Genomic DNA, 12,558 nt, shown 5'->3' with positions numbered 1-12,558 from the left:
CCCTGATCTTCCCCGCCGAGCCGCGCTCGGCGGGGAGCGGTCACTTGCTCTGGATCTTCCCCAGCGGCTGCGGGTCGCCTTCCAGCTCGGCGCACGCCGCGAGCCACGCCCCGTCCTCGGGGTCGAAGGCGCTGCGCAGGTAGGCGGTGGTGAGCCGCTGGATCAGCGCGACGCGCTCGGGGCTCTCGTCGGTCGTCTCCGCGACGCCGTGACCGGGGATGCCGCCGAGCGAGTGCTCCGCCCCGAAGAGGGTCAGCAGGCTCTTGCTCCCCGGGCTGAGGAAGTACGGGTCGGTGAACCAGTCCGGGCCGCGGACCGAGAGCGGCGACCGGTCCTCGTCCCCCGCGATCACGAGGGCCGGCGCGGCCATGCCGTCGAAGGACGGGTTCATGAACGGGAAGTGCTCGGCCGCGAACGGGGACAGGTCGTCCCCGCCGAGGCCGGTCAGGGCGAGCAGCACGCCCGCCGTCACCCGGGGATCGGACATGTCCTCCCCGGGGACGCCACCGGCGTCGAGCACCCGTGCTCCCAGCAGCATGCTCGCCGTCTGCGCTCCCCAGGAGTGCCCGGCCACGGCGACGCGGCGGCGGTCCAGCCGTCCGGCGAGGCCCGGCACGGCGGCCTCGACGAGATCGAGCCGGTCGAGGACGCGCTTCAGGTCCTCCACCCGGATGCGCCAGATCAGCGGCGTGCGGGGATCATCGGCGGGCAGGCCGAGCGTCCTGGAGTCCAGGTGGGTGGGCTGGACGACCACGAAACCGGCGGCGGCCCAGAAGTCGGCCAGCGGCGCGTAGCCGTCCATCGACCAGCCGAAGCCGTGCGAGAAGACGACGACCGGCAGGTCGTGCCCCGTCACGGGCGCGGACACGCGGACCTGGAGATCCGCACCGCGTCCGGGTGCGGGCAGCACGACCGGCTTCACGGACACGACCGGAGCGGTCGCCACGTTCGAATCGGGCATGGAAAAGCCTTTCTAGGAGGGCCCGGCTTGGTGGCCGCGCCCGGGTCTGCCATCATGAACAAACGGGACGTTGTCCCGTTTCGAACATACGGGACGCTGTCCCGTTTAGCAATCCGGAGGTGGAGGGCTCGGTGAGCGGCAGCGAGCGGGAGGCGGACCGCACCGCCCGTCCCAAGCGGGCGGACGCCCGGCGCAACAAGGAGGCCCTGCTGGACGCGGCCGCCGCGGTCTTCGTCGCGTCGGGCGTGGAGGCGCCGGTGCGCGACATCGCGGCCGAGGCGGGCGTCGGGACGGCCACGATCTACCGGCACTTCCCGACGCGGGCGGACCTCATCATCGCCGTCTACCGGCACCAGATCGAGGCCTGCGCCGAGGCCGGCCCGGCGCTGCTCGAAGACGGCCCGACCCCGCACGCCGCGCTGGGTCGCTGGATCGAGATGTTCGTCGACTTCCTGGTCACCAAGCACGGGCTCGCCGCCGTGCTGCAGTCGGACGAGGCGGGCTTCGAGGCGCTGCACGCCTACTTCCTCGACCGCCTCGTGCCCGTGTGCGCCCGGCTGCTCGACGCCGCCGCCGCGTCCGGCGAGATCCGCCCCGGCCTTGAGGCCTACGAGCTGATGCGCGGCGTCGGGAACCTGTGCATCGGCGCGGACAGCGATCCCCGCTACGACGCCCGCCGGCTGGTGGCGCTCCTCATCGCGGGCCTGCGTCGGCCGGACTGACCCTCCGGCCCGCCGCGCCGGGAATCCGTCGCCGATTTCTGCTCCGGAGAGCGCAAGAACGGCGAGACGGCTCCGACCTATCCGGGAAGGACGCCTTCGCCTGGGCGCATGCCCGGCGACCATGAACGGAGATCACGCGATGGACCTGCCCCGCCTCGGAGTCACCCTCCAGCACTTCGGCCCGCACGCCGGACCCGACGCCGTCGTCACGGTCGCGCAGGCCGCCGAGCGGGCCGGCTTCCACGCCGTGTCGGTCAGCGACCGGCTCCTCACCCCCGTCGGCCCGCACTGGACCAACGACGCCGGCCTGCCCGACTCGGCGCCGTGGGACGTCCTGGAGGTGCTGACCTGGGCGGCCGCGCACACCCGGCGGGTCCGGCTGACGACCGCGATCCTGAACACGATCTTCCAGCCGCCCGTCGTCGTGGCGCGCCGGCTCGCCACCCTCGACCAGCTGTCCCGGGGCCGGGTGGTCGCCGGCATCGGGCAGGGCGGCGGCACCCGGCTCGCCCCCTACTACATCCCCGAGGAGTTCACGGCCGCCGGAGTGCCCGCCGCACGGCGCGGTGCCGGGTTCGCCGAGCACGTCGCCGCGATGCGCGCCTGCTGGGGTCCCGACCCGGTCGAGTTCCACGGCGAGCATTACCGGATCCCCGCCTCCAAGATCGGCCCGAAGCCGTACGGCGACCGCATTCCCGTCCTGTTCGGCGCGATCACCCGCCGCACCGTCGAGCGCGCCGCCCGGATCGGCGACGGCTTCGTCACCACCGCCGTGAACTGGGACGACACCCGGACCCAGGTCCGCTGGTACCGCGACGCGGGCGGCGACGGGACCGTCCTCGTCAGCACCTTCGCCGCCCCGCCCGGCACCGACGTGTCCACCGCCGACTTCATCGACGCCACGCTGCGGAATCTCGATCGGGCCGCCGGGGTCGGCGCCGATGAGATGCACATCGCCACCAACCTCCTGGACGTGCACCCGGCACGGCAGGCGGACCTGCTGGAGGCCCTGCCCTCCAAGCTGGACCTGCCGACGCCCTGAAGCCGCCGGCCCTCGTGAAGCCGTCGACCCTCGTGAAGCCGTCGGCCCTCGTGAAGCCCTCGGCGGCGGCGCCGGTTCAGGCCTCGGTCACGGCACGGGCGAAGACCAGGTCGCGGGCCGTCTCCAGGCCCGTGGCCAGGGCGCCGAGGACGACGGCGTCGTCACCGAGGGCGGAGACCTCGACGCGCGGCGCGCCGAGCGGGGTCATCGCCTCGAGGCGGTCGCGCACGGCGCCGAGGAGCACGTCGGCGCCGTGCCCGCCGATGCCGCCGCCCAGCACGATCAGGTCGGGGTCGAGGAGCGCGACGACGCTGGCCAGCGCACGGGCGACGTGCCCGGCCTCGTGCGCGACGGCCTCCGCCGCGAGCGGGTCGCCGGCCCGGGCCGCGTCGAAGACGCGCTTGGCGGTGATCGGCCCGGTCATGCCGAGCCGCTTCGCCGCGGCGACGACGCCGGGGCCGGACGCGACGGACTCCAGCATCCCGTGCGAGCGGGTCTCCCGGGGGTCGGCCTCGCCGAACGGCAGCCACGCGATCTCCCCGGCCGCGCCGCGGGCGCCGCGGTGCAGCTCGCCGTTCAGGACGATCCCCATCCCGATGCCGGTGCCGATCGACACGAACGCGAAGTGCGGCACGCCGGCGCCCAGCCCGTACCCCTGCTCCCCCAGCGCGGCCAGGTCGATGTCGTTCTCGATGGTGCAGGGCGCGGGCAGCCGCCGCGCGAGCCGCCCGGTGACGCCCGGCTCGTCCCAGCCGGGGAGGTTGGGCGCCAGCCGGAGGCGCCGGTTCTCGACGTCGTGGACGCCGGGGGTGCCGAGCACGATGCTGGTGACGGCCCCGTCCGCGGCCTTCGCCAGGTCGTCGACGATCCGGCCGAGCCGGTCGATGAGCGCGGCCGGCTCGGTGCTCCCGTCGGCGCCGACCGAGCGGACGTCCTCGCGGACCGCGATCTCGCCGGACAGGTCGGCGAGCGCCGCGCGGATCCATTCCCGGCCGACGTCGAGCCCGATCACCCAGCCCGTCTCGGGCCGGATGCCGTACAGCCGGGCGGACCGTCCGGCGCCGCCGGTGCGGCGGCCGATCGCCTTGACCAGGCCGACGCGCTCCAGGTCGGCGAGCGCGAGCGAGATCGTGGGCTTGGACAGCCCGGTCGCCGCGGCGAGCTGCGGGCGCGACACCGGCCCGAGCAGGCGGATCTGCTCGTAGACGGCGCGTTCGTTCATGATCCGCAGCACGCTGGTGGTGTTGGCGGTCTCCCGGCTCGGCACGTGTAAAGACTGACATATCCCGGCACGGCGCACGCCTCGGGTGTTGATTTGTTAGGGAGCCTCCCTTACATTCGCATCGACGTCGAGCGGGGGCGAGGCGTCCGGTCACGAGGAAGGGAGGACCGAGATGACCGCTCCCGCGGGCTCGGGGTTCGAACGGCGGCTCGGCGTGTTCCAGGCCACCACCGTGAACATGACCCAGATGTGCGGCATCGGGCCGTTCGTCACCATCCCTGCGATGATCTCCACGATGGAGGGGCCGCAGGCCATGTTCGGCTGGCTGGTCGGGGCGCTGATCGTGCTGGCCGACGGCCTGGTCTGGGCGGAGCTCGGCGCGTCCATGCCCGGCGCCGGCGGCACCTACCTCTACCTGCGCGAGGCGTTCCAGTACCGCACCGGCCGGCTGATGCCGTTCCTGTTCGTCTGGTCGGCGGTGCTGTTCATCCCGCTGATCATGTCGACCGGCGTCATCGGGCTCGTGCAGTACGCCGGCTACCTGTGGCCCTCGCTCGTGGACGGCTCCGGCCTGTCGACCGGCGGGCACGTCCTCGCGATCGCCGTCGTCGCGGTCGTCGTCGCGGCGCTGTACCGGAAGATCGGCGACATCGGGCTGCTCACGACGGTCTTCTTCGTCGTCATGCTGGTCTCGGTGCTCGGAGTCATCCTCGCCGCGTTCACGCACTTCCACTCCGACCTGGCGTTCACCTACCCGCACGACGCGGGGTCGAAGTTCTTCCACGGGCTCGGCGCCGGGCTCGTCATCGCCGTGTACGACTACCTCGGCTACAACACGGCGGCCTACCTCGGGGCCGAGGTCCGACAGCCGGGCCGGGTGATCCCGCGCGCGATCATCTTCTCGATCCTCGGCATGATGACGCTGTACTTCCTCCTCCAGGTCGGGATCCTCGGCGTCATCCCGTGGGAGAAGACGCAGGAGTCCAGCTCGTTCGCGTCCCTCGTCCTGGAGAGGACGTGGGGCAAGGGCGCCGCGCAGGTCTTCACGGTCGGGATCATCGTCACGGCGTTCGCGTCGGTGTTCGCCGGGCTCCTCGGCGGTTCGCGCGTGCCCTACAACGCGGCCCGCGACAAGCTGTTCCTGCCGTGGTTCGCGCGGCTGCACCCGCGCCTGAAGTTCCCGACGTTCGGGCTGTACGCGATGGGCGTCATCACGGCGATCGGCTCGCTGTTCACGCTGACCGACGTCATCAGCATGCTGACGGCCGTGTTCGTGCTGGTGCAGTCGGTCGCGCAGGTCGTCGCCCTGACCGTGCTGCGGCGCCGGCAGCCGGACCTGCCCCGTCCGTACCGGATGTGGCTGTACCCGCTGCCGAGCCTGGTCGCGCTGGCCGGCTGGATCTACATCTACAAGTCGGCGGGCACCAAGCCGATCGTGCTGTCGCTGGTCTGGCTCGCGGCCGGCGTCGTCGCGTACCTCGTCTGGGCGCGGCTGGAGCGGATCTGGCCGTTCGGGCCGAAGGAGATCAGCGAGCCCTTCACCGAACCCGGCGGCGCGGAGCCGCAGGCCGCATGATCCTGGCGATCGACTTCGGGGGGACCAAGGTCGCGCTGGCCACCGCCGACGCGGCCGGGACGCCGCTCCGCCGCGCCCGCCTGGAGACCCGGGCCGCGGACGGCGCGAAGCGGGTGGTGCGCCGGGCGCTGGACGCGGCGCACCGCCTCGTCGCCGCGACCCCCGGCACGCTGACCGCGGTGGGCGTCTCGACGTTCGGCGTCGTCCGGGACGGGCGGGTGCGGCTGGCGCCCAACGTCCCCGGCTGGGAGGACCTGCCGCTGCCCGACCTGGTCTCCGGCGACCTCGGCGTGCCCGTGCGCATCGACAACGACGTGAACGCGGCCACCGCCGCGGAGGCGCGCTGGGGGCGGCTCGCGGGCGTCGGCACCGGCGTCTACGTGAACCTCGGCACCGGCCTCGGCGCGGGGATCGTCGTCGGCGGGCGCGTCGTGCCGGGCGCGCACGGCGCCGCCGGCGAGATCGGCTACCTGCTGCGGCGGCGCGGCGAGCCCGGGTGCGCGGACGGCCGCGCGCCGCTGGAGGAGTACGCCTCGGGCAGCGGCCTGGCCGCGCGGGCCTCGGCCGTCCTCGGCGAGGCGGTGACGGCCGCCGGACTGTTCGCCCGCCGGGACGACCCGCGGGTGGCGGCGCTGCTGGACGACACCGCCGGGACGCTCGGCCTGGCGGTCGCCAACCTCGCGACCACGCTCGACCCCGAACGGGTGGTCCTCGGCGGCGGCATGGCCGCCGAGCCGTCGCTGCTTCCGGCGATCCGCGCGACCGTCGCGCGGGCCGTCCCGTTCCCGCCGGAGGTGGTGACGGCCCGGTTCGTCGACGACGCCGCGCTCATCGGCGCCATCGCGCTCGCCGCGGCCGGGCCGTGAGGCACGCGCTCACGTCCGCGGCGCGGCGGGAACGGTGCGCAGCGGCAGGTTCGTCCCGGCCAGGCTGACGACCGGGACGGCGCGGCGCAGGTCGGCGGCACGGTAGCGGGCGGTCAGGGTCTGCGACTGCCCAGGCCATAGCGTGACGTCGTTGTCGTCCCAGCGGATCGGCAGCACCTGGTCGTCGCCGGGCAGCGGGCGCCCGCCTGGCGCGCCCCGCCGCACGTCCGCCCTGGTGAAGACGGCCGGCGCCGTGCCGATCGCCTTGATGGTCACACTGGTCACCAGGTCGGCGCCGTCGCGGCGGGTGGCGGCCGACGCGCGCACGGCGGCGTGCGGCAGGCGGCGCAGTCCGGTCAGGTCCGCGTACCCGTCTGGCCGGAACGCCGCGCCGCTGCCCTTGCCGAGGGTGTTCTTCCAGTCCACCGCGTCCTGCTTCGTGGACAGCCAGTAGACGTTGCGGCTCACGGTCGCACCGCGCCGCGTCAGCGTGAGTTCGAGGAAGTAGGTACGGGAAATGCCCTTCGGTGCTCGTGCGGCGGCGACGGCCCGGACGTCCTGGGTGGCCAGTGCCGGGACGGCGACATGGGAGGTCCGCTTCACCGAGCCGTCGAGGTCGATCAGCCGCGCGCGCGCCGCCAGCCCGGTCTGCCGCCTCCCCGTCAGGTTCGCGACCTTCACCGCACCGGACGCGTAGTCGTACATGATGTGCACCGGCTCGCCCGCCTTCTTCGCGCCGAAGTACACACCGGGCTGGTCGAAGTCCTCGTTGTAGAGATTCCACTGCAGCGACGGCCAGGCCTTGTTCATCATCCAGTAGATGACGCCGGTGCTCGGATTGGCCGGATCCTTGGAGTTGCCGAGGTACGCCTCGAACTGCGCCCGGGCGGCCTCGTACCCGCCCATCTGCGCGATCCGCTGGTAGGCGGCCATGTCGGACCAGGGCCCGTACCGATGCCACAGCGGGGTGTTGTACTGCCCCATGCGCGCGGTCCTGGTGTAGTCGTTGTAGGCGTACACGTGGAAGAGGTCCCGGCCGGAACGCGGACCGCGCGCCGTCACCGGGTCCCAGATCGCGGCCTGATCCGCCGGCGTCAGGAAGCGGTCGAGCGAGTCCTGGGTCGGGACGGTGGTGCCCGCGCTCGTCTCGGTGTCGAAACCCCACGCGCTTCCGGCGTTCGTGTACGACGGGTCGTGCACGGCGGCGGTCTCGCGGCCGTTGCTCCACCAGTACACCGGCGGCACGTAGTTGTACGGGCCCTCCTTGGCGCCGGACGGGCCGAGCCGCGGCGACGCCTTGTCCTCCGCGGACGCGATCTGCGGCGTGCCCCAGTCCGCGGCCTCGAACGCCGGCACGTACACCGACTCCTTCGCCGCGTCCGGCGCCGCGTCGCTGCCTTGGAAGAAGGTGAACACGCTCGGGTGGTCGCGCAACCGGCGGGCGACGGCCGCGGCCTGGACGGCGGCGCTGTCCTGGAGCTCCTTGCCCCACTTGGCGTACGGGTCCTCCCAGCGGTCGCAGCATTGCCAGCCCGTCATGGCGAGCACGCCCGCGCGGTCCATCTGCCGGAACATGTCGTCGGGCGGGAAGTTGCCCTCGAACCGCAGCGCGTTCAGGCCGAGGTTCTTGACGTAGGCGAGCTGGTCGCGGACGTTCCCGGGCGAGTAGCGCAGGAACATGTCCGGCGACCAGCCGCCGCCGCGGATCACGAGCGGCACGCCGTTGATCTCGAAGCGCCGGTAGCCGTGCGGCACGTGCGTCCGGCCGGGGACGGCGCGGGTCAGCGACGAGGTGACGGTGCGGATGCCGAAGTCCTCGGCGTACCGGCCGCGCTCCCGCCCGCCGGTGCGGACCTGCGCGGCGAGGTGGTAAAGCGGCTGGCCGCCGAGCTGGTACGGCCACCACACGTCCGGGTGGTCGAGGCGCAGGCCGAGCGCGACGGGGCGAACGGCGTGCGGCGGCAGCGTCACCGCCGTCCTGAACGGCAGCCGCGTCGCGCCCCGGCCGATCGCGCCGGCGAACTCGGCGCGCCGCGCCGTCCCGGTGTTGTTGCGCAGCAGGGCCTTGACGGTGAGGTCGGAGCGGGAGAAGTCGCGGGCGTTGCGCTGCACGACGTGGACGTCGCGCAGCGACACCGGCCCGTCCTGGACGATCTTCGGCGGGCGCTCCAGGCCGGTGCCCTGGTCGGGGGCGGCCGGGTTCCAGTCGAGGCGGCTGCCGGTGAGGTAGGTCTTGGCCTTGTTCGGCGCGACGTCGAGGGCGATCGCGTTGGTGCCGTCGCGGACGTACCGGGTCACGTCGTACTCGAAACGCGAGTAGGAGCCCTGGAGCCGCGCGCGGCCGTCGATCCGGGTGCCGTTCAGCCACAGGTCGGCGGTGCCGGACACGCCGTCCATGATCAGGAAGGTGCGGCCATCGCGGCGCGGGTGCAGCGTCACCTCGTCGCGGTACCACCAGTTCACGGCGAACTGTCGCATCGGCACCGATCTCAACCGGTCCGAGTAGAAGACGTGCGGGTAGCGGCCGTTCTCCAGCAGGCCCGCCATCAGCGTCTCGGGACGGCCGATCGGCAGCCAGCCGGACACCCGGTGGCCCGGCCGGGAGATCCGCGCGCCGTCGCTTCCGGCGACGGCCGAGGACTGGATCCGCCAGCCCCGCACCAGTTCCGACGCGCCGTCCTCCCCCGGAGGCGCGAGGACGGCGGGCTCCGCGCGCCCCTGCGCGGCGCCGCTCACGGCGTACGGCGGGGCGGCGATGGCGAGGACCGCGCAGGCGGCCAGGGCCGCCGGCGGTCGTCCGGGCTTCGACATGGGTGCCTCTGCGGTCGGCTGCGTCGTCAGGCGTTCACTACCTGTGCGTTCACTACCTGTGCGTTCACTAGCTGTGCGATCACCCGATCCGGCCGCCGCCACACGCGAGCGCGGGGAAAGATCCGTCCCGCCCCGCGCTCTCCGCGCCGCATCGGCCCTGGTAGATGAATGATCGGCGGCGGCACGGGTACCGAGCGACTCGTGACCTCCTCGGCGAAGGACTCCGGGCCACCGGAGGACCTGGTACGGGTGATGCTGCGGCCGATCGCCAGCAGCGCGCCGCTGGCGTTCTTCGCGTTCGGCGTCGGCACCGTCCTCTACACGGCGCTGCAACTGCAGTGGGTCCCGCAGGCGCAGGCCGGGCCGCTGACGGTCATCCTGCTGGCCTTCGTGGCGCCGCTGGAGATCATCACGGGGCTCATCGCCTTCGCCGCGCGGGACGGCGGCCTGGGGACGATCATGCTGATGCTCGGGGCCGTGTGGGCGTCCATCGCGATCACGATGCGGTCGTCCCCGCCCGGCGCACGCTCGGCGATGCTGGGCATCTTCCTGCTCACCGTCGCCGCGATGCTGCTGGCCATGAGCAGCGCGTCGGTCCGGACCCGCCCGCTGCTGTTCCTGCTCGCGCTCCTGGCGGCGACCCGCTTCACGCTCAGCGGGATCTTCGAGATCAACGGCAGCACGGCCGTGGAGCACGCGTCGGGATGGATCGGCATCCCGATCGTCGCGATCGCGCTCTACGCGGGAACCGCGTTCCTGCTTGAAGACACCATGCGCAGGACGATCCTCCCGGTGGCGCGCCGCAGGACCGCCAGGACCGCGCTCGAAGGGGACCTGAGCCAGCAGGTCGAGCGCGTGACGCAGGAGGCCGGCGTCCGCCAGCAGTTGTAGAGCCGCACACCGGCGGAGTCGGTCCAGGCATGAGCCTGCACCTGGCAGATGTACCTTCAGCAGGGCGCTGGTTGGCCCTGCCCGCGAGCAGCAGTCTCAAGGGCATGGCGACAGACACCTCACAGAGCACCGCGCGGCTCGGACCGCGCGGCTGGCTCATCCTCATCACGCTGTGCGGCGCCACGTTCATGACCGGCCTGGACTACTCGATCATCACCGTCGCCCTGCCGGAGATCGGCCGCGACCTCGGCTTCTCCGGCGCGTCCGCCCTCCAGTGGGTCGCGACCGCGTGCCTGCTGCCGACGGCCGCGCTGATGCCGCTGTTCGGGCGCGCGTCCGACATGCTCGGCAGGCGCCGGCTGTTCATGACCGGCGTGGCCGGCTTCACCCTGATGTCGCTGGCGGCGGCGCTGGCACCGAGCCCGGGGCCGCTCGTCGCGGCGCGCGCCGGGCAGGGCGTCGCCGCGGCCATGATCGGACCGACCGCGCTCGCGCTGATGACCGCCGCCTTCCCGGAGGGGCCGCGCCGCACCCGGGCCCTCGGTGTCAACGGCGCGCTGCTGTCGCTCGGGTTCGTCATCGGGACGATCGGCGGCGGCCTCATCACCAGCGGGCTGAACTGGCGGTGGACGATGCTGATCCTGGTCGGCATCGGCTCCCTGGTCCTGCTCGGCGCGGTCGCGGTCGTCCGCGAGACGGCCGGACGGAGCCGGGCCCGGCTCGACGTCCCCGGCGCGGTCCTCGCGAGCGGCGGGCTGTTCGCCCTGGTCTACGGCATCTCCACCGGCGGCGACGCGGGCTGGGGCAGCGCGCCGACGCTCGCGACGCTGCTGGGCGCGGCGGTCCTGCTCGGTTCCTTCCTCGCCGTCGAGGCCCGGCACGCGGCTCCGCTCGTCCCTCTACGCCTGCTGCGCCGTGCGAGCGTCAAGTGGGGCATGGCCGTCGGCCTGGTCACCTTCGGCATGTGCGGCGGCGCGACGCTGCTGCTCAGCATCTACATGCAGGACGTCCTCGGCTACTCGCCGCTGCGGACCGGGCTCGGCTTCCTCGGCGAGGGCGTCGCGGCCCTGGCCGGCGGCACCCTCGCCGCCCGGCTGATCAACGCCCGCGGGACGGCCGCGACCATCGCGATCGGCCTGACCGTGCAGGCCGCGGGCACCGCGGCGATGGCGGCCCTGCCCGCGCACGGCGGCCTGGCCGTGCTGCTGGCCACGTCCGCCACGATGGGCTTCGGGCACGTCCTGACCGTGGTGGCCGCGATCACGACCATCACGTCCGGCCTGGACCCGGCCGACCAGGGCGTCGCGGGCAGCCTCGCCCAGATGCCCACCTTCGTCGGCGCGATCGGCGTCGCCGGGCTCACCGCGATCGCCGCGGCCCGCGCCGAGGCGCTCGCTCCGGCCACCACCGAGGCCCTCGCCACGCTGGGCGGGCTGCACGCCGCCTTCCTGGCGGCCGGCGCGGTCGCGCTGCTCGGCGCGATCGCGGGCGGCGTCCTGCTCCGGCGGACCGGTCCCGTCCAGGCGGCCGGGCGGTCCGCCGGCGAGCCGACCGAGCGTTGCCTGGCCGCCTGATCGGTGCCCGTCAGCGAGCGGTCGCGGCGACGAGCGAGGCGAGCCGCCGCAACCGCTCGCTCGACGGCGAGCCCGGTTCCGCCTGGAACACCACCACGCCCTGGCCCTCGTCGTCGGGCGTCCGCAGCAGCTCGGTCGTGAGGGTCATGACACCGACCTCGGGGTGCCGGTAGCCGCGCTCGATGGTCGCGCAGTTCGCCACCGGGTGCTCCGTCCACAGGGCGCGGAACTCCGGGCTGAGCGCGAGCAGCTCCTCGACCAGCGCGGTCAGCTCCTCGTCGCCGGGGAAGCGGCTCAGCGAGCCCTCCAGGTAGGCGATGTCGTCACGGGCCTTCTGCTCCCAGTCGACATAGAGACGCCGCGCGAAGTCCGTCTCCAGGAAGTCGACGCGGATGAAGTTCGGCTTCTCCGCGCCGTCGAAGTCCCAGTGCGGGGCCAGGAGCGCGTGCGCCAGGCGGTTCCACGCGAGGATGTCGCCCCGCCGTCCCACCGCCATCGCGGGCGCCTCGGTGAAGGAGTCCACCATCGCCTTGATCCCCGGCCGCAGCCGCTCCGGCCGGACCCGTTCCCGGGCCCGCACCACCCGGGCGAGCCGGTGCAGGTGGTCCAGCTCGTCGTCGTCCAGCCGCAGGACGCGGGCGATGGAGTCGAGCACCTCGTCCGAGACGTTCGGGCTCTGCCCCTGCTCCAGCCGCGTGTAGTACCCCACGCTGACCCCGGCGAGCGGCGCCAGCTCCTCCCTGCGCAGCCCGGCCACGCGCCGGTGCCGCACCCCGGGGCTCAGCCCCACGTCCTCCGGCCGGAGCCGGGCGCGGCGGGACCGGAGGAACTCACCAAGCGCAGAACCGGGATACATGGATCAAACAATCTCAGATCCGCACATCCCCCGGAAG

Annotated in this window: 10 protein-coding genes; 6 read left to right on the top strand and 4 right to left on the bottom strand. The window is 73.5% G+C overall.

Annotated features, from left to right (window positions below; all coding sequences use genetic code 11):
* Positions 1-40 precede the first annotated feature (40 nt).
* Complete coding sequence (locus AB0C78_RS27230) at positions 41-961, bottom strand: chlorophyllase (protein WP_360752966.1); 921 nt, start codon at positions 959-961, stop codon at positions 41-43.
* Positions 962-1,092: 131 nt separating this feature from the next.
* On the opposite strand from AB0C78_RS27230, the gene AB0C78_RS27225 reads away from it, so the two are divergent.
* Complete coding sequence (locus AB0C78_RS27225) at positions 1,093-1,683, top strand: helix-turn-helix domain-containing protein (RefSeq protein WP_360752963.1); 591 nt, start codon at positions 1,093-1,095, stop codon at positions 1,681-1,683.
* 139 nt (positions 1,684-1,822) lie between these two features.
* The gene (locus AB0C78_RS27220; protein WP_360752960.1) at positions 1,823-2,725 is read left to right on the top strand and encodes a TIGR03619 family F420-dependent LLM class oxidoreductase; all 903 of its coding nucleotides are present in this window, start codon (positions 1,823-1,825) and stop codon (positions 2,723-2,725) included.
* Positions 2,726-2,801: 76 nt separating this feature from the next.
* Here AB0C78_RS27220 and AB0C78_RS27215 read toward each other — a convergent pair whose 3' ends face one another.
* The gene (locus tag AB0C78_RS27215; protein ID WP_360752958.1) at positions 2,802-3,992 is read right to left on the bottom strand and encodes an ROK family protein; all 1,191 of its coding nucleotides are present in this window, start codon (positions 3,990-3,992) and stop codon (positions 2,802-2,804) included.
* A gap of 127 nt (positions 3,993-4,119) precedes the next feature.
* On the opposite strand from AB0C78_RS27215, the gene AB0C78_RS27210 reads away from it, so the two are divergent.
* Both AB0C78_RS27210 and AB0C78_RS27205 read left to right on the top strand, forming a co-directional pair.
* On the top strand, positions 4,120-5,523 hold the full coding sequence (locus AB0C78_RS27210) for an APC family permease (RefSeq protein ID WP_360752955.1): 1,404 nt from the start codon (positions 4,120-4,122) through the stop codon (positions 5,521-5,523).
* On the top strand, positions 5,520-6,389 hold the full coding sequence (locus AB0C78_RS27205; protein ID WP_360752952.1) for an ROK family protein: 870 nt from the start codon (positions 5,520-5,522) through the stop codon (positions 6,387-6,389). The genes AB0C78_RS27210 and AB0C78_RS27205 overlap by 4 nt, the downstream gene beginning before the upstream one ends.
* A gap of 9 nt (positions 6,390-6,398) precedes the next feature.
* Here AB0C78_RS27205 and AB0C78_RS27200 read toward each other — a convergent pair whose 3' ends face one another.
* On the bottom strand, positions 6,399-9,200 hold the full coding sequence (locus AB0C78_RS27200) for a sugar-binding domain-containing protein (protein ID WP_360752950.1): 2,802 nt from the start codon (positions 9,198-9,200) through the stop codon (positions 6,399-6,401).
* Between the two features lie 201 nt (positions 9,201-9,401).
* Here AB0C78_RS27200 and AB0C78_RS27195 point away from each other — a divergent pair, with 201 nt between their 5' ends.
* Complete coding sequence (locus AB0C78_RS27195) at positions 9,402-10,091, top strand: GPR1/FUN34/YaaH family transporter (RefSeq protein ID WP_360752947.1); 690 nt, start codon at positions 9,402-9,404, stop codon at positions 10,089-10,091.
* A 104-nt stretch (positions 10,092-10,195) separates the two neighbouring features.
* The gene (locus tag AB0C78_RS27190; protein WP_360752944.1) at positions 10,196-11,665 is read left to right on the top strand and encodes an MFS transporter; all 1,470 of its coding nucleotides are present in this window, start codon (positions 10,196-10,198) and stop codon (positions 11,663-11,665) included.
* Positions 11,666-11,675: 10 nt separating this feature from the next.
* On the opposite strand, the gene AB0C78_RS27185 is transcribed toward AB0C78_RS27190, so the two are convergent.
* Positions 11,676-12,521 carry a helix-turn-helix transcriptional regulator gene (locus tag AB0C78_RS27185; RefSeq protein WP_360752941.1) on the bottom strand — a complete coding sequence of 282 codons (846 nt, stop codon included), beginning with the start codon at positions 12,519-12,521 and terminating at the stop codon, positions 11,676-11,678.
* Between the last annotated feature and the right edge of the window lie 37 nt (positions 12,522-12,558).

This window comes from Actinomadura sp. NPDC048394, from assembly GCF_040651755.1.
Classification (GTDB): Bacteria; Actinomycetota; Actinomycetes; order Streptosporangiales; family Streptosporangiaceae; genus Spirillospora; species Spirillospora montaniterrae.
The sequence above is the reverse complement of the archived record's forward strand: the minus strand, read 5'-3'. Positions and strand labels throughout refer to the sequence as shown.

Coding starts and splice junctions, on each gene's coding strand:
- AB0C78_RS27220 (WP_360752960.1), top strand. CDS start 1,823: ATGGACCTGCCCCGCCTCGGAGTCACCCTCCAGCACTTCGGCCCGCAC.
- AB0C78_RS27210 (WP_360752955.1), top strand. CDS start 4,120: ATGACCGCTCCCGCGGGCTCGGGGTTCGAACGGCGGCTCGGCGTGTTC.
- AB0C78_RS27205 (WP_360752952.1), top strand. CDS start 5,520: ATGATCCTGGCGATCGACTTCGGGGGGACCAAGGTCGCGCTGGCCACC.
- AB0C78_RS27185 (WP_360752941.1), bottom strand. CDS start 12,521: ATGTATCCCGGTTCTGCGCTTGGTGAGTTCCTCCGGTCCCGCCGCGCC.
- AB0C78_RS27230 (WP_360752966.1), bottom strand. CDS start 961: ATGCCCGATTCGAACGTGGCGACCGCTCCGGTCGTGTCCGTGAAGCCG.
- AB0C78_RS27190 (WP_360752944.1), top strand. CDS start 10,196: ATGGCGACAGACACCTCACAGAGCACCGCGCGGCTCGGACCGCGCGGC.
- AB0C78_RS27200 (WP_360752950.1), bottom strand. CDS start 9,200: ATGTCGAAGCCCGGACGACCGCCGGCGGCCCTGGCCGCCTGCGCGGTC.